We start from the raw sequence: 16267 nt of genomic DNA, 5'->3' as shown, positions 1-16267 counted from the left end.
CCAGCATATCCCCTTGATAGCTAAAACTTTTAAGATTTTTTTCACTGAGTTATTTACCAACTCGATTGCTTATAGATTTTTTCAATTTCTTTCTAAAAGCAATAGAAAGTAATTTTGAGTTCTTATTTAATCATACCTAAAAAATAAATCAAGCATATTCTTATGAAAAAATTTTTGTTAGCAATTGCGCTCCTAGCTAGTACAGTATTGACGGTAGGGGCACAAGATAAAGGAGGAGTAGACGGTTGGTCTAGCGCTACGAAAAAAAGCCCGAGCAATGCAATGGCTACCCAAAATGCAGAGTGGTGGCCTAATCAGTTGAACTTAAATATTCTTCGTCAAAACTCGTCTCTTTCCAATCCAATGGGAGAGAATTTCAATTATGCCGATGAATTCAATAGTTTAGATTATGAAGCGCTCAAACAGGATTTGAGGGATTTGATGACTGATTCTCAAGACTGGTGGCCTGCTGATTTTGGTCATTATGGCGGCTTGTTCATCCGTATGGCATGGCACAGTGCTGGGACTTATCGTACAGGAGATGGTCGTGGAGGTTCTAGATCTGGACAGCAGCGTTTTGCACCTTTGAATAGCTGGCCTGACAATGGTAACCTTGATAAGGCTAGAAGATTACTTTGGCCGATCAAGCAAAAATATGGCAACAAAATTTCATGGGCTGACTTGATGGTCCTAACTGGAAACGTTGCATTAGAATCCATGGGATTTGAGACATTTGGGTTTGCAGGTGGTAGAGAAGACGTGTATGAACCTGAACTAGATGTGTACTGGGGTAAGGAAAAAGAATGGTTGGCTGACGAGCGCTATAGTGATGGACGTAAACTTGAGAATCCGCTGGCTGCAGTTCAGATGGGATTGATCTATGTAAATCCAGAAGGGCCGAATGGAAACCCTGATCCAGTATTGGCAGCACACGATATCAGAGAGACCTTTGGTAGAATGGGAATGAATGATGAAGAAACTGTTGCTTTGATTGCAGGTGGACACACCTTGGGTAAAACACATGGTGCTGGACCAGCAGAAAATGTGGGCGCTGAGCCTGAAGCAGCAGATATCGAAGAGCAAGGATTCGGGTGGAAGAGCTCTTACAAGTCTGGAAAAGGTGCTGATGCTATTACTTCTGGTTTAGAAGTGACTTGGACATCTACCCCAGCGCAGTGGAGCCATGATTATTTGACATTCCTTTTCAAATATGATTGGGAATTGACTAAAAGCCCAGCAGGCGCTCATCAGTGGGTAGCGAAGGATGCTGGAAATATCATCCCAGATGCATTTGATGCTGATAAAAAACAACCACCTTACATGTTGACTACGGATTTATCTTTGAGATTCGACCCAGAATACGAGAAAATCTCCAGAAGATTCCTAGAAGATCAAGACGCCTTCAATGAAGCATTCGCAAGAGCTTGGTTCAAATTGACACATAGAGATATGGGACCAAATACCACTTATTTAGGTCCTGAGGCACCGAAAGAAGAATTGATTTGGCAAGACCCAATTCCTGCGGTAAATCACCCATTAGTGAATGCTAATGATATTGCAAGCCTGAAAACTCAGATTTTGAATTCAAATCTTTCAATTTCTGAATTGGTCAATACCGCTTGGGCTTCTGCTTCAACTTATAGGGGTTCTGATAGAAGAGGTGGTGCTAATGGTGCTAGAATCAGATTGGAACCAATGAGAAATTGGGAAGTGAATAATCCAGCGCAATTGAATAAGGTATTGGGTACTTTAGAGAAAATCCAAGCTGACTTCAATGCGAAATCAGGAGCTAAAAAAGTTTCTCTAGCTGACTTGATAGTTTTAGCTGGTACGGCTGCTGTTGAGAAAGCTGCATCAAATGCTGGACATCAGATCGATGTTCCATTTACACCGGGTAGAATGGATGCTTCTGAGGAAATGACAGATGTAGAATCTTTCGCTTTGCTAGAGCCAATGGCTGATGGATTTAGAAATTATTTGAAGACAAAATATACAGTATCTACTGAAGAATTGCTGGTTGATAAAGCACAATTATTGACTTTGACTGCTCCTGAGATGACTGTGCTAGTGGGTGGTATGCGTGCTTTGCATGCCAACTATGATGGATCTAAGCATGGTGTTTTTACAGATAAAAAAGACATGCTAAACAATGATTTCTTTGTCAATCTTCTGGACATGAGCACAGAATGGAAAGCTGTTGATGACACCAAAGAGACATTTGAAGGAAGAGATAGAAATTCAGGAGAAGTGAAGTATACTGCTACAAGAGCTGATTTGATTTTCGGATCTCACTCTGAATTGAGAGCTTTAGCGGAAGTATATGCGCAAGCCGACAACAGGGACAAGTTTGTGAAAGACTTCGTAGCAGCTTGGACCAAAGTAATGAATCTAGATAGATTCGATTTGGTATACAAAAGATAATTTTGATTGAGGATTAAATTGATAGATCAAGCCAGCCTTCTATTGGAGGCTGGTTTTTTTTAGATATGCAATGCCTATGGCATCGATGTACTGAGTTTTCGATCAAAATAGAATTTCTGTTACGATCATATGCCTTCATTCATCCTACGATTAGTGAAAGGGGAGGCTATTTGAAAATTAGATAGAAAAGGTAACCTTAGAATCATTACTCCTTTTCCCTTTTTACTAATTTCATCTCGTAGAAAGTGACCATATCAGGTTCAAAGTCTAAGAAAAATGAGTTAGGCTTAACCCATAATCTGCCTTTTTTATCAAATGATTGTAAGGTGAGCTTTGATGAAATGGTAGACGGAGCACTATATGATCCATCGTTTTCTCTTACAATAAGTTTGAGTTTGTCTTTTTCGAGTATTCGCTTCCAATTCTCGGTATTGTCATCTGTTTTTTCAGGAATTTCATATTCTTTCAAACCTGATCTATACAAAATCAAAGATTGACCATCATGTACAAATATATTACTCACATTTCCAGGTCTGTCTTTTTGTGAATTTTCACTCTCTTCTTTTCCAAATTCAAAACCTTTTGGTAAAATAAATTCATCAAAAGGGATTTGTTCTGCAAAATGATTCTCAGGATTCTTGATATCGTAGCGGTAATACATGCTATCCGTATTGTGCACGTAATGGATTTCCTTACCAACTACTTGAAACCATGGTTTGATTTGGTTATATGCTATTTTTGGTTGATAAAATAAGCTTCTTTCATGGAACGGAACAATAGTTTCAAAAGTCTTGGTTGCTGTATTGATGAATTCAAAATTATTATATTCCAAATAGTAATTGGGATCATTACTCTCATAAGTTGTTTGTGGCCCAGCAGAATAGGAAACATAATGGATCTGACCATCTATCTCAACAGGCTGTAGGTGTTCGTATCCTAAGTAGATCATAGAAATACTCACAAGATTATCTTTTTCAAAAGTTTCTAAAAGGTTGAATTCTAAATCATAGATATTGAACTTTCTCAATCCCATGATCGCAATTTTTCCATTGTATACAGATCCGCCCATTGCGAGATTGCCAAAGGAATCCGGAGCATCTGTTGGTTTGTTGTATTCGGAGATAATTTCACCTTGACGATTCACTAACATCAGCTGATCAAACTTAGAACCCATAAATAGGAATAGATCATTTTCGGCATCAATGCTTAATAGATACATTTCGCCTAGATAATCTATGGATAATGAATCTACTATCTCCAAATCATAATAATAATCGGAAGAACTCGCTTCTTTGGTGTCTTTTTGACCACAACCTACTCCTAAGGTCATGATGATCAGTCCTATCAAAAATACATTTCTCATTTTACTGCTTTTAAATTTGCTTTAAAAATCAATTCGTAATCGAGCTCTTCTTCTCTATTGTAGCTAATCCAAATATTTCCTTCTTGATCAATAAATTCAATATTCCCTACTCGTTCTGGAAGTTTGATAGGTTTGATTTGCCCATCTGCACCAATTAGCCCAAATTGGGACTTATTTGCAGCGAAAAGTTTCGAGAAAAGATCCATAGGGTTGTCAAGTCCCTCACTTGCTGCTTTGTATTCCGCCTCAGTCAATCCCTCAGCGTACTGCATGATGATAATATCTTTATGTACAAGTATCTTTTCAATGCTTCCGTAAGTGAAGTCTTTGGAGTTGATTCCAAAATTATCTCGATCTACAGCATCAGGAGAGACCCCTTCTTTTTCGATGAATTTATCAAAGGCAATATTGATTTCTTGCTTTGGTTGGTCAAGATTGTTAAGGTCATAAATCCACAGCTTTGGTTCATTTTTAAATGCGATGTACAATTTGCCATCATAAATATCCATCGCAGGAATTACAGTGAGCACATTGTGGATTTTTTCAGGGTTATTGTATTTTGAATTGCTTGGGATAGGAGCAACTCCTGAGAAATCTCCAGTATTAAAATCAACTTTTTCTAATTGTGTGATTTCTGGATTTACATAAAAAGTTCCTTTCCCATCCCTTCCCATGAAGTGTGCCAAGGCAATATCTTCGTCTAAGAAGTGTAAGATATTTGCATTGGAGATGGTCAAGGATATGGAGACAGGGAAGTCGGGCTTGGCTTTTCTAGTCAGCTGCCCATTAAAGTCATATGCGAAAACGCCATTTTTACCAAGTATGGCCCATTCGTTTTGCTTGACGAATTGAGGTCTAGAAAGTGGGCTACCACCGATTGCATCAGGCTGATCTCCTGTTTTGTTGAAAGCGCCCAATACTTCTCCTTCTTTGGAAAAGAGCATGACATCCATTTTTTGATTGTCATAACCCAGAATATGATTGCCATCACGACTGATATCAGACCAGCTGAGTGCACCCAAATAGTCTATCGTCACCGAATCGATGATTTCTAATTCATAAGATTCTGCTGCTAAGAGGGCTTCTGAACTTGATTCTTTATTCCCACAACTGATTTGTAATAAAATCGCCCCAATTATGATTGCGGCACTGGAAATTCTGGTAAAATAAAGTTTACTCATTGTTTAATTCTAAAAGATCTAAAGTAAATGAATTTTATACTAAAAAATAAAATTAGTTAAAAAAGTAAACTAAGCAAGTCTTGCCTGCTTAGTTTTCTCTAGAAAGTTGTTGGCGAAGTCTTTCTTCTTGTCCCATTCTGACATTGAGTTGATTAGAGTAAGTACGACCTTGCTTGAACCCATAGTCTGTATAGGCTTTCCCTGCCCAGTATTTTGCTGACTCTAGATCTCCCAGCACTTCAAATCCGACTGCAATATTGTAGCAAATTCTTCCTCCTGATTTGTCTCTATTAGGAAAGTTTAATCCGTTTTCCCATACTTCGATGGCTTCTTCCCAGCGATTGACTTCTGCTAATCTAGCACCTCTAGCCAATGCAGGGTTTTCTTTAGGCTTTTGGTAGAGGGTTCTGTTGATGCTAAGGTACATGGGAGCAATCCTTCTCGCATAGCTTGCTCCAGCGACTTGTCCTACATATTGGGTAGCCTTGACCTTATCTATCAGGAGTGCTAGTGCTTGTGTTCTGGTTTCAGCCTCCGCTGACCAAAGGTTGGTTTTTTCAAAATCTCGTTGATCAGCAATATTCTTGGTTAAAGGGTCATAGAATCTGAATCCTACTTGTACAGAAGCAACACCTTCCGCATAGATTCCTTGAACTTCCACAGTCTTCGCATTTCTTCCTTCACCTTCTGTTTTCTTGATAATTTGTCTTTTATCAGTCACGATAAAGTCAGAGCTGAATTTTTCCAAAGCGAGTACAGCATCAGCATTATATTCTCTACATAATGCTTCTATTTGAGGCCATGTCAAGGGGTTTGGAAAAGTCTGTGCAAATAATCCTCCTCTTAGACGTTCTCTAGCTCTGATCACTTCGAATCTAGGTGAGGTGTTGAGCTCTTGCTGAATTGTGGCAATAGTAGCTTCTACAGCGTTGCGAACTTCAAAAGGAGCCTCTCCGGATATCAAGCCTTCCAATACAGCTAAATTTTCATTTTGTGGGGCTGTTCTGTCTACAATTAGCAATCGCTGTACATGATTAGGAACATCGATTTCAGCAGGCATAAGTCTAGACATGCTGATGTTTTTGGTGCAAGCCCCTAGCCATAGGAGTAATCCTAGTAGGGAAATTGAAAGAAAGAAAGGTTTGAGTTTTGTCATATCAATTTTGAAAATCCCTCAAAAATAGAAAAGCCACTGATATGCAATGGCTTTTTCTCTGATTATTTTTATCCTTTCCTAATAATATTTCCTTCATCATCCCATTGCGCTAGTTCTCCTCGTTCTTCTGGTTTGAGATACACGTCTTTGTATACTTCAGGTAGCTCAAATCCATGCGTTTTCATAATATGATCTGGAACGCCATCCCAGATATTCGGTGTATTTCCTACATATCCTAAATATTTGAAGCCGGGCTCAGTGGTGAAATAACCTGTAGCTGTGAGGTTTCGAAGCATATTGAAGAATTTAACCCCTCCTTCATTTTCAGGCTCAGCACGCTCTGGCCATGCTATGGCTTCGATGATTTCTAACTTTTGGGAATCATCCAATTCAAGAAATACTTTCCCAAAGTGATCTTCCCCATAATGATCCAACCACATTAGTCCACCACGCATGGGAGTTTGATATCCGGGGTAGTCTTTCATCATGAATTCGATGAAGTCTACCACGCCCACTTCTGTAGCAGCGGGAGATTTTTCATCCGCTGGTATAATGATATCTACCAATACTTCTAGTTTCTTTTTCTCTTCTTCGGTCAAAAAGGTCTCAGAAAGCAATTTTTGATCGATCAATTTTTCCTCTTCAGTTCTACCTCCCTTGGTTCCTCCAGATAATTGAGGGGAGTAGGTGAGTTGCTTTTCTTCAGGGCTGCAATTGGTCAGCAAGAATCCTGAAGCCAAGGCTCCAGTGAAAAGGAGTTTGAGGTTTTCTCTTCTATTCATGGTCTTGGATTTAGATGTTTTTCTTTTTCAATTCGGATACGATATAGTCTGAAGTTCTCCAACTCAATGCGAGAATAGTCCAGGTAGGGTTTTTGTCTGCTTGAGACACGAAAGGCCCTGCATCCACCACAAACAGATTATCGCAATCATGTGCTTGGCAATTGCTATTCAAAACAGAAGTCGCTGGATCGTTACCCATTCTTGTAGTGCCTACTTCATGAATAATTCGGCCAGGTGTGGCTAAACCATATTTGGATTCTGGACCGGGTTTATTTCCGAGTAATATAGCACCAGCATTGGTTAGGATTTCCTCAAAAGTGTCATGCATGTGTTTGGCTTGCTTGATTTCATGATCAGTCCATTGATAATTGAATCTCAAAACAGGAATACCATATTTATCCACCACATTGGGGTCAATTTCGCAATAATTACTGTATTGGGGAATGCTTTCTCCTCTACCCGACATTCCGAGCGTAGAGCCTTGAATTCTTTTGATGTCTTTTTTCAGTCCTTCCCCATAGCCACCATTTGGACTTGGGTTGCCAAATTCATCTTTGAGATACTTGCGCATCGTGTCCATAGAGAAGCCTACACCATAGGAGGGCATACCCATCCCTCCCCAGTACTCAATATGATAGCCACGAGCAAAATCCAGTTTCTTATTATCCAACCACCAAGGGGTATACACGTGCATACCTCCCACGCCATCTTCATTGTAGCGCTCTCTTTCCATGAGTTCAGGTAGTATACCCATTCTATCAGCTCCTGTAGAGTCATGTAGGTATCTGCCTACCATGCCGCTGCTGTTGCCGATTCCGTCCGGGTGGGATTTAGACTTGGAATTGAGCATAATACGAGCAGACTCACAAGCCGAAGCACCTAGTACTACCACTCTTGATCTCAACTTGTATTCTTTCATATCCACTTTGCTGATGAAGGATACGCCAGTGGCTTTACCAGTATCATCAGTGGTGACTTTTCTAACCATGCTATTTGTGAAAAGATCAACTTTTCCTTTTTTCATGGCAGGGTGGAGCAGGCATGTTCCTGATGAAAAATCTGCATAAGCCTGACAGGCTCTGTTGCATTGCGCACAGAAAAAACAAACTCCACGGTCATTATTGATCGGTTTGGTCAATACAGAAAGTCTGGAAGGAATCACTGGGATGTTTACTTTCTTTGCGCCTTTCATCATGTAGAGTTCATGAAGTCTAGGTTTAGGCGGAGGGAGAAAAAAACCATCTGGCTCGTTGTGCCAGCCCTCTTTTGAACCAAATACACCGATCAATTTATCTACTTTGTCATAGTATGGTTTGAGGTCATCATAGCCTATCGGCCAGTCATGACCTAACCCATCGATGCTTGCTCTTTTGAAATCATCAGGGCCAAAGCGAAGGGATATTCTACCCCAGTGATTGGTACGTCCGCCGACCATTCTGGACCTGAACCAATCAAAACTGGTTCCTCTAGCGCGGGTGTAAGGCTCACCTTCTATATCCCAGCCACCTATGGCTGCATCAAAGTCTCCAAATGGTCTGATTCGTGTGCCACTTCCTCTCCGTGGGGATTCCCAAGGAAAACGCATCTGGGTGCGGTCTTCATCTTTGGCTGGATCGAAGTCACCCCCTGCTTCTATAACTGCTACAGATAGTCCTGCTTCAGATAAAATTTTGGAGGCCATTCCACCTCCTGCTCCAGAACCTACTATAATGACATCATAGGATTCTGCCGTTGATTTGATTTCAAAACTCATGAAATAGATTTATTTTGGGTTGGAGGAGTAAGATTATCAAAAAAAATGAAAAATAGAAATTATTGTGGATAGAACGCGGAACCTGTCCCGAATAGCGGGATGACGCTGATAAGGGAGATATGCGTGGATAAAAAATGTATCTCGCAGATTAAGCGGATTATTGGGGTTTATGGTTACTGTATTTGGATTATTATATTTAATTCTGTGGAGGAGCTTGACACATCGTACTTCGTTCTTTGTTCAAAAAAAAACTCACCCTTCAATCATTGCCTCTATATATGGCCAAATGGTTTCGAATACAATCTCATGTCCTTCAGCTGTCGGGTGGATGCCATCGGGTAGATTTAAGTCAGGATCTCCCGCAACACCTTCAAGGAGAAATGGGATCAGTTTTACATTTTCCTCTTCAGCTATTGTAGGATACATTTCTTGAAACTCTTTTGTGTATTCTTGCCCCATATTAGGTGGGATTTGCATGCCTGCCAACAAGATTTTGGTATCAGGGTAGCGTGTCTTGACAAGGCTGATAATGCTTTTGAGATTTTTCTTAGTTTCGGTTAGGCTGATGCCTCTGAGTCCATCATTACCACCTAGTTCTAGTACGAATATAGAGGGCTTTTCTTCTAGAAACCAATCTAATCTACTCAATCCGCTAGCTGTGGTTTCTCCTGATAATCCTCCATTGATCACGCGATAGGGTAACTCTAGACTGTCAATTCTTGCTGCTACCAAGCCAGGAAAAGATTCTTCTTCCTCAAGTCCATAGCCAGCCGTGAGGCTATTGCCAAAAAACAAAATCAATGCTTTACTGGCTGTTTTCTCAGGGGTATTTTCTTCAGTTCTTTCATTTTCTACTGCTTCATGAGAAGGACTAGAGCAAGAAGAAAATACGAGAAAGCTTAAGCTAAGGTAAAGTGATAGGTCAAATATATATTTCATGATTAGACTTTTTGGAAGCTGAATAAGCGTAGGTTTTTCAAAAGAAAAGACATACTTGATTAACAGGTTTAAGGAAATCAAGTTTTCAAATTTATAATTTTTACTCCAAAAGAAGGCTGAATATGAATTTCCAGTATATTTAAAGTTGTTGTGTTCGGTATGATACACTTTAGTCTTTATGATGCTTTAGGCTATTGATGAATGAGCACTGGTGTATTCATGTTTTCAAAATCATCTAATTCCTATTGTTTTGATCTTTTTTCAAGGCAATTCAGTTTAACTCTATAGCTAATATTTATCAAAGAAAACCCATGGGAATATTATCCATCAAAGATGTCTCCAAAACTTATCAAAGTGGGAGCAGAAAACTTACTGTTTTAGATCAGGTAAATATTGAAATTTCAGAGGGAGAAAGTATCGCTATAGTAGGTCCTTCTGGTTCAGGAAAGACTACTTTGTTGGGGCTTTGCGCTGGGCTTGACTCTCCCTCTACAGGCTCGGTAATACTCAATGGAAATGCTTTTGAGAAATTGACAGAAGATCAGCGGGCTGCTGCTCGGAGTAGGGATGTGGGGTTTATTTTTCAAAATTTTCAATTACTGCCTACATTGACTGCGTTGGAAAATGTGATGGTTCCTTTGGAACTCAAAAAACGAAAAGATGCTAAGTCCAAAGCCATTGAACTTTTGGAGAAAGTAGGATTAAAAGATCGGATGACACACTATCCTACGCAGTTGTCAGGAGGGGAGCAGCAGCGGGTTTCTATTGCAAGAGCTTTTGCCAATGAACCAAAAATTTTATTTGCTGACGAGCCTACGGGTAATTTGGATACAGAAACAGGGGAGATGATCGAGGATTTAATTTTTAACTTGAATAAAGAGCAAGGAACAACACTGATATTGGTGACGCATGATCCTGAATTGGCTAAGCGTACCGATAGGATCATTCATATCAAAGGAGGCAAAATACAGGAGGAGTCACATGGGTAATTTTGCTTGGGTCTGGAAGATGGCCTTGAGAGATTTCCGAAAGAATTTCTCACGTTTGCTACTTTTTGTCTCCTCTATGGTAGTAGGGATCGCCGCATTGGTGGCGATCAGTTCTTTTGGTGACAACCTCAAATCAGACATAGAAAAGCAATCCAAAGAATTGGTCGGTGCGGATTTGGTCTTAGAAAACAGTAAACCGCTAGGAGAGCAACCTACAGACTCTATCGCAATTGCTCAGGCAGATGAAATCAATTTTGCCAGTATGGTCGCTTTTCCAGAGACTGGAGAAAGTAGGCTTACACAGGTTAGAGTGCTGGAAGGGGCTTACCCTTTTTATGGAAACTTGGAGACGGTTCCTGTGAGTGCATCAGAGGATTTTCGATCAGGAGGAAAAAAGGCATTGGTTGAAAAAATCCTCATGGCACAATTCAATGCACAAGTGGGGGATAGCATCAAGGTAGGAGAGGTGACTTTTCAAATTGTGGGTGAATTGCAGAAAGTGCCAGGGCAGACCGGCATTACTGCCACTGTAGCGCCAGCTGTTTATATTCCTATGGAATACGCAGAGGCCACAGGTTTGATTCAATATGGAAGCCGACTTCGCTATGTCAGGTATTATCAAATGGCTGATGAGATCAATCCTGATGAATTGATCAAAAAGTATGAAGTTCAGTGGGAAGAAGATAAGGTCAGTGCAGATTCTGTAGAAGAGAGAAGAAGGAGGACGGGCCGTTCTTTTGATAATTTGGCAAACTTCCTCAGTTTGGTAGCATTTATTGCCTTATTGCTCGGCTGTGTTGGGGTAGCGAGTGCGGTGAATGTTTTTGTTAAAGAGAAACTCCCGTCGGTTGCTGTGCTTAGATGCTTAGGTGTTTCAGCTTGGCAAACTATGCAGGTTTACCTTTTGCAGATTTTGATGATGGGATTTTTGGGTTCAATTGTTGGAGCGATTTTGGGGTCAGCATTACAGTTTGTGCTACCAGTTGTCTTTGAGGATTTTCTTCCTGTGGATGTGACAGTATCACTTTCTTGGTCAAGTATTGGATTTGGATTAATCACAGGAATATTGGTAGCCTTGTTGTTTGCGCTTTTGCCATTACTGAAAATGCGTAAGGTCTCGCCTATGGCTACCCTGAGGCCAGATGATGAAGAGACCAAACTGGGCAAAGACCCATTAAGATGGCTGGTTATTTTGGGAATTCTACTGTTTGTATTTGGCTTTAGCTATATGCTTTTGCCGGGTTGGAAGTCTGCATTGGGCTTTACAGGATTTGTGATTTTTGCTTTTGGAGCTTTGTGGTCTGTAGCCTTGGCTATAATGTGGTTGATTAAGAAGTTTTTGCCTATTGGATTATCTTACCCAATCAGACAATCCCTAGCCAATCTCTACAGGCCCAATAATCAAACTACCTCCTTGATTGCTACCATTGGTCTGGGTACAGCAATGATCAGCACCTTGTTTTTTGTGCAGGGGCAATTGCTGGATGAAGCGAAGTTTGCAGACAAAGAAGATCAACCTAACATGTTGCTTTTCGATATCCAAGATCATCAAGTGGAGGCTTTAGTTCAAAAAGTCAAAGGAGAAGGAATTCCAGTATTGCAGCAAGTACCCATCGTCACCATGGCGCTGGAATCTATCAATGGGCTGACCAAAAAAGGCAATGATACACTCCCTGATGATGATCGTAGATCAAGAGGACTTTACAACAGGGAGTTTAGGGTGACATATAGAGACACCCTGATCAGCTCTGAGAGAATGGTTAAAGGTGCGCTCAGGAAAGTTGAAAATCCAGGAGATTCTATTTTTGTATCTTTTGATCAGAGCTATGCACTCAGGACAGGACTCAAGCTTGGTGATGAAATCCTCTTCAATGTCCAAGGCAGACCCATAAAAACTTTTATCGGTAGCTTTAGAGAAGTGAAATTCAATCAGGTATCCACCAATTTTTTAGTGCTTTTTCCAGAAGGAGTTTTGGAACGCGCCCCGAAGTTTCATGTGGTGGTGACCAAAACCAAAAATGACCGGCAGGCTGCCCAGATTCAGTCTGATATTGTCAGGTCCTTTCCCAATATCTCAGTAGTAAACCTAGGAGCTATTGTGGAGACCTTAGAAGAGATACTGGGTAAAATCAGTTTTGTGATCCAATTTATGGCATTCTTTAGCATAGCAACAGGGATTTTGGTATTGATCAGTTCTCTAATTATCAGCAAATACCAAAGGATGCGAGAAAGTATTTTATTGCGGACATTGGGAGCAGACAGTGGTACAGTTAGGAAAATAAATACTTTAGAGTATTTCTTCCTTGGGTCTTTAGCTTCATTGAGTGGAATTCTACTTTCATTCTTAGCGACTTTCTTGTTGAGTAAGTACGTCTTTGAGTTGCCTTACAGGGGAGCTTACCAAGAGGCTCTGATAGTCTATTTGGCACTAACACTTCTCACCATATTGTTAGGTTGGCTCAACGGTAGGAAGATCATCAACAAGCCTCCTATGGAAATATTGAGAGATGCAGGGTGATTTGCTTAATGATAGATTAAATTCAAGTTGTATGGGTTTTTTTACAGTGTTTTTATAAAACTACTGAATCAAAAATAATCTATGTCAGTCAATTTTAAGTTTTTCATAAAATATGATAATATTTATAAATTATTACCTTTAGACTTTATTAAAAGAATTTAGTTATGAAGATTAGAGTCGTTTTTAATTTAGTGTTAATGTTTATTTTCATGTTACAAGTAGCAAATGCTCAAAGTAAGCTGCGGCCAACGTTTGCGGGAGTTTATCAAAGCGGTTTGGTGGGGCAAGTGGGAATTGGAACTGATAACGAGAAAAAGTATTTTGGAGAGATCCGATTTGGAGCTAATGATGTCTTAGAGACTGGCTTTGGAATTGAGGGGCATTTTAATAGGAATATTTATAAAAGCGATTGGTTTAATTTTCATGCGGGTGCAATGTTCGGGTATGTTTTTTATAGCTCTGCTAGAATCGGATTACCAATTGGGTTTACTATCAAGCCCATAGAAAGCCACAGAAACTTTGCTATTCTGATGGAAGCAACTCCAAATGTATTTACTTCTGATTCTTATGTAAATCTACGAGCTAGTCTGGGGGTCAGATATACTTTTAGATAATTGGTTTTGGGAAAGAATTGATTCTGACTGAGAAATCTTATTTGATTTTTTTAACCACCTCGTCCAATTGAGTCATATTGCTAGATACTGATCGCCACTCTGTTAGGCTGATCAAGCTGATTATTCTACTCAATCTTTTACCTGGATTGATCATGCCTTCTGCTAAGCCTGCGATGATTTGATCTCTTATATTGATGCTATCAGTTCTATTATCAGAAGTTTCGTATGATTGAGCAAATTTCCAAGCCCCGTCACGAGCCAATTGAATACTGAAATTGACTAAGATTTCGTCTCGTCCTTTCGCAAATCGAATCAAAAAGTTAAAAACTGGAGAGAGCTTACCTATGTTAGTTTTGACGCTGTCAACTAACTCAGAGAGTACAGCGTTGATTTTATCAAAGTCATTTTTGATGGTTGCCAATGGCTGACTGCCTACTGTCTGAACTGCGGCTATTCCTAGGTCTAGGTTGATATGAGCATTGATACCCAATAACAAATGTTGCAAAATAATATACTTGCTATTTTCCGTAGCGACAAAAGCCTTTTGCCAGCTTAAGGTAATTGGTTTACCTACAATGTATGCCTCGTATGCGTCAATAAAGCGCTTGGCAAATATCACATCTAACACTTCCATTCTAGCATTGTCTTCAAACTCTCCGCATGAGATTCCTTCTGCTACTCTTATGGTAACTTGCCGATAGAGAATAGCAAAGTATCCCAGTCTAGATTGCTTTTGATGGCATTCTGCGATGATTTGATCCATTCTGTGGATGACATCTGAGATAGTTTTCATTTTAGCTAAAATTGATCAAACCTTCTAAAAAATCCCCCACATAATAAGCAACTAGTGCTGCTAGGAAACCCAAACCCAATGTTTCACCAACGCTTTTGAATACATTGGTTTGATTGACATAGCTCTTCATCCAACCTACTACAGTAAATGCTAATCCCGTAAATACACTTGTCCATAGGAAAACATTAAAATTGGTATCTCTGAAGTAGTCGTATACATAAATCATCAATGGAATAAAACCTACTACGATAAATGAAATTAAAGTCGCAAGTCCGATTTTGAATGGGCTTTTGGTTTCTTCCATCATGTTGAGTTCATCTTTCATCATCTCATCTACCCACCTGTCTTTATCAGCTGTGATTACATTTACTACTTGCTGAAGTAATTCACCTTCAAATCCTTTCTCTCTATATATATCTTCGATTTCTTGCCTTTCTTTTTGAGGTAGGTTATCTACTTCCCAATATTCAACTGCTTTATGTTTGTTATAATTTTCTTGATCAGATTTGGATGAAAGATAGGCTCCTACAGACATGGAGAAGCCATCTGCCAGGAGATTGGCAAAGCCAAGAATGATGATGATCGCTGGGTCTAAGTTGGCACCCACAGCACCAGCCACCACAGCGAATGTGGTAACCGCACCATCTATGCCACCGTAAACAAATTCCCTGAGGTACTCTTGAATATTGCCTGCAAAGGTGATCTCTTGATGTAGTTTTTGCTCTTTTTTAGAATTCATAGGTTGGGGTTTGTTTTTTCTTCATACCAAGTCTTGTGGACAATTTTCCATTGTTCATTTATTTTGATCAAGGTCAGGTAATCGAAATAGTAAATGCCTGGCCAGAATAACTCTGTTTTGGCCAAAGCTGTATATCCTTTGATCTCAATTCCAATGATATGATTGTCATATTCGGCAGGGTTGCGATGGTTACCCTTAGCAGTTCCACTTGCCCATTCTTCATAAGGCGTGATGGTGAATTGCTCTCCTCTATATCCGATTAGTCTCGCAGAGGGGTCAAATGCGCTATCTAATTTGGATCTGTCTCGCTCTATCATTCCCTCGAAATAGAGCTTGATAGTTTGCTCAATGGCATTGATTTCATTGGTTTGACAGTTTGCTTTCTCTATAAAAAACGAGGAGCAAAAAAATGCGAATAATATCAACTTTTTCATACATTGAAGTTAATGAAAAAAGCGACTTACTGATATATTAATGGAGCAGATCTGGCAATTTGGAATTTATCTTAGTCTAATCAATCCTATAAAAAGTTTCAAAGTAAATTTTTCTCCACCATTTCTTCACCTGTCATGGTAGGTTCTAGATTTTCCAATTCCTCCATAGTAAAGACTCTTGAGCGTATAATAAATCGGATTCCCATTGGGATTTCTATTGAAAAGCTACTGCCTCTTCCTGGAGTCACATCTAAGGTCAACTGAGTATGTTTCCAATACTCGAATTGATCCTTGTTCATGAAAAAATCACAGCCGTACACCTTGCCTATCCAAATATCACTTCCACCTACTTTGAAGTCACCTTTTTCGAAACACATTGGAGAGGATCCATCACAACATCCTCCACTCTGATGGAACATCAAGTCTGTGCCAAATCGTTTTCTTAAAGTATCTATGGTATCAATTGCAGCTTCCGAGAGAATTACTCTTGGAATGGTTTTACTTTCACTCATGATTTTCGAATATAGAATTGGAAGCTTGTAAAGTTATTTTATTCAAAAGATAGTCTATATAGGTATATTGACT

At 39.7% G+C, this 16267-nt stretch carries 14 protein-coding genes; 4 read left to right on the top strand and 10 right to left on the bottom strand.

What is annotated here, in order from left to right; translation table 11 throughout:
- Positions 1–162 precede the first annotated feature (162 nt).
- Complete coding sequence (gene katG / locus CHB66_RS01895; RefSeq protein ID WP_089237379.1) at positions 163–2421, top strand: catalase/peroxidase HPI; 2259 nt, start codon at positions 163–165, stop codon at positions 2419–2421.
- Positions 2422–2626: 205 nt separating this feature from the next.
- Here the strand turns inward: katG and CHB66_RS01890 are convergent, their stop codons facing one another.
- From CHB66_RS01890 to CHB66_RS01865, 6 genes are all read right to left on the bottom strand, one after another.
- Positions 2627–3784, bottom strand: coding sequence for a hypothetical protein (locus CHB66_RS01890; protein WP_089237377.1), 1158 nt, complete (start codon positions 3782–3784; stop codon positions 2627–2629).
- Entirely contained in the window at positions 3781–4965 is a 1185-nt protein-coding gene (locus tag CHB66_RS01885; RefSeq protein ID WP_089237375.1) for a hypothetical protein, read from the bottom strand. Before CHB66_RS01885 ends, CHB66_RS01890 begins: the two co-directional genes overlap by 4 nt.
- 88 nt (positions 4966–5053) lie before the next feature.
- Complete coding sequence (locus tag CHB66_RS01880) at positions 5054–6121, bottom strand: DUF6340 family protein (RefSeq protein WP_089237373.1); 1068 nt, start codon at positions 6119–6121, stop codon at positions 5054–5056.
- 68 nt (positions 6122–6189) lie between these two features.
- Entirely contained in the window at positions 6190–6903 is a 714-nt protein-coding gene (locus CHB66_RS01875) for a gluconate 2-dehydrogenase subunit 3 family protein (RefSeq protein WP_089237371.1), read from the bottom strand.
- A 10-nt stretch (positions 6904–6913) separates the two neighbouring features.
- Positions 6914–8656 carry a GMC family oxidoreductase gene (locus tag CHB66_RS01870; protein WP_089237369.1) on the bottom strand — a complete coding sequence of 581 codons (1743 nt, stop codon included), beginning with the start codon at positions 8654–8656 and terminating at the stop codon, positions 6914–6916.
- 252 nt (positions 8657–8908) lie between these two features.
- Complete coding sequence (locus CHB66_RS01865) at positions 8909–9595, bottom strand: arylesterase (RefSeq protein WP_089237454.1); 687 nt, start codon at positions 9593–9595, stop codon at positions 8909–8911.
- Between the two features lie 311 nt (positions 9596–9906).
- On the opposite strand from CHB66_RS01865, the gene CHB66_RS01860 reads away from it, so the two are divergent.
- The 3 genes from CHB66_RS01860 to CHB66_RS01850 all read left to right on the top strand — a co-directional run bounded on the left by CHB66_RS01860 (position 9907) and on the right by CHB66_RS01850 (position 13716).
- Entirely contained in the window at positions 9907–10584 is a 678-nt protein-coding gene (locus CHB66_RS01860; protein WP_089237367.1) for an ABC transporter ATP-binding protein, read from the top strand.
- On the top strand, positions 10577–13102 hold the full coding sequence (locus CHB66_RS01855; RefSeq protein WP_089237365.1) for an ABC transporter permease: 2526 nt from the start codon (positions 10577–10579) through the stop codon (positions 13100–13102). Before CHB66_RS01860 ends, CHB66_RS01855 begins: the two co-directional genes overlap by 8 nt.
- A 209-nt stretch (positions 13103–13311) precedes the next feature.
- On the top strand, positions 13312–13716 hold the full coding sequence (locus CHB66_RS01850) for a hypothetical protein (RefSeq protein WP_245812644.1): 405 nt from the start codon (positions 13312–13314) through the stop codon (positions 13714–13716).
- Positions 13717–13753: 37 nt separating this feature from the next.
- Here the strand turns inward: CHB66_RS01850 and CHB66_RS01845 are convergent, their stop codons facing one another.
- The 4 genes from CHB66_RS01845 to CHB66_RS01830 all read right to left on the bottom strand — a co-directional run bounded on the left by CHB66_RS01845 (position 13754) and on the right by CHB66_RS01830 (position 16194).
- On the bottom strand, positions 13754–14509 hold the full coding sequence (locus CHB66_RS01845; RefSeq protein ID WP_089237361.1) for a DUF5995 family protein: 756 nt from the start codon (positions 14507–14509) through the stop codon (positions 13754–13756).
- Between the two features lies 1 nt (position 14510).
- Entirely contained in the window at positions 14511–15248 is a 738-nt protein-coding gene (locus tag CHB66_RS01840; protein ID WP_089237359.1) for a VIT1/CCC1 transporter family protein, read from the bottom strand.
- Positions 15245–15682 carry a nuclear transport factor 2 family protein gene (locus CHB66_RS01835; protein ID WP_089237357.1) on the bottom strand — a complete coding sequence of 146 codons (438 nt, stop codon included), beginning with the start codon at positions 15680–15682 and terminating at the stop codon, positions 15245–15247. The genes CHB66_RS01840 and CHB66_RS01835 overlap by 4 nt, the downstream gene beginning before the upstream one ends.
- A gap of 98 nt (positions 15683–15780) precedes the next feature.
- The gene (locus tag CHB66_RS01830) at positions 15781–16194 is read right to left on the bottom strand and encodes a DUF779 domain-containing protein (protein ID WP_089237355.1); all 414 of its coding nucleotides are present in this window, start codon (positions 16192–16194) and stop codon (positions 15781–15783) included.
- Between the last annotated feature and the right edge of the window lie 73 nt (positions 16195–16267).

Origin of the sequence: Belliella buryatensis (genome assembly GCF_900188245.1) — a bacterium.
GTDB classification, from domain to species: Bacteria; Bacteroidota; Bacteroidia; order Cytophagales; family Cyclobacteriaceae; genus Belliella; species Belliella buryatensis.
The sequence above is the reverse complement of the archived record's forward strand: the minus strand, read 5'-3'. Positions and strand labels throughout refer to the sequence as shown.

What these genes read in the sequence shown, in the direction of transcription:
- CHB66_RS01850 (WP_245812644.1), top strand. Translation starts at nt 13,312, where the DNA reads ATGTTACAAGTAGCAAATGCTCAAAGTAAGCTGCGGCCAACGTTTGCG.
- CHB66_RS01870 (WP_089237369.1), bottom strand. Translation starts at nt 8,656, where the DNA reads ATGAGTTTTGAAATCAAATCAACGGCAGAATCCTATGATGTCATTATA.
- CHB66_RS01885 (WP_089237375.1), bottom strand. Translation starts at nt 4,965, where the DNA reads ATGAGTAAACTTTATTTTACCAGAATTTCCAGTGCCGCAATCATAATT.
- CHB66_RS01890 (WP_089237377.1), bottom strand. Translation starts at nt 3,784, where the DNA reads ATGAGAAATGTATTTTTGATAGGACTGATCATCATGACCTTAGGAGTA.
- CHB66_RS01880 (WP_089237373.1), bottom strand. Translation starts at nt 6,121, where the DNA reads ATGACAAAACTCAAACCTTTCTTTCTTTCAATTTCCCTACTAGGATTA.
- CHB66_RS01830 (WP_089237355.1), bottom strand. Translation starts at nt 16,194, where the DNA reads ATGAGTGAAAGTAAAACCATTCCAAGAGTAATTCTCTCGGAAGCTGCA.
- katG (WP_089237379.1), top strand. Translation starts at nt 163, where the DNA reads ATGAAAAAATTTTTGTTAGCAATTGCGCTCCTAGCTAGTACAGTATTG.
- CHB66_RS01875 (WP_089237371.1), bottom strand. Translation starts at nt 6,903, where the DNA reads ATGAATAGAAGAGAAAACCTCAAACTCCTTTTCACTGGAGCCTTGGCT.
- CHB66_RS01855 (WP_089237365.1), top strand. Translation starts at nt 10,577, where the DNA reads ATGGGTAATTTTGCTTGGGTCTGGAAGATGGCCTTGAGAGATTTCCGA.
- CHB66_RS01860 (WP_089237367.1), top strand. Translation starts at nt 9,907, where the DNA reads ATGGGAATATTATCCATCAAAGATGTCTCCAAAACTTATCAAAGTGGG.
- CHB66_RS01840 (WP_089237359.1), bottom strand. Translation starts at nt 15,248, where the DNA reads ATGAATTCTAAAAAAGAGCAAAAACTACATCAAGAGATCACCTTTGCA.
- CHB66_RS01845 (WP_089237361.1), bottom strand. Translation starts at nt 14,509, where the DNA reads ATGAAAACTATCTCAGATGTCATCCACAGAATGGATCAAATCATCGCA.
- CHB66_RS01865 (WP_089237454.1), bottom strand. Translation starts at nt 9,595, where the DNA reads ATGAAATATATATTTGACCTATCACTTTACCTTAGCTTAAGCTTTCTC.
- CHB66_RS01835 (WP_089237357.1), bottom strand. Translation starts at nt 15,682, where the DNA reads ATGAAAAAGTTGATATTATTCGCATTTTTTTGCTCCTCGTTTTTTATA.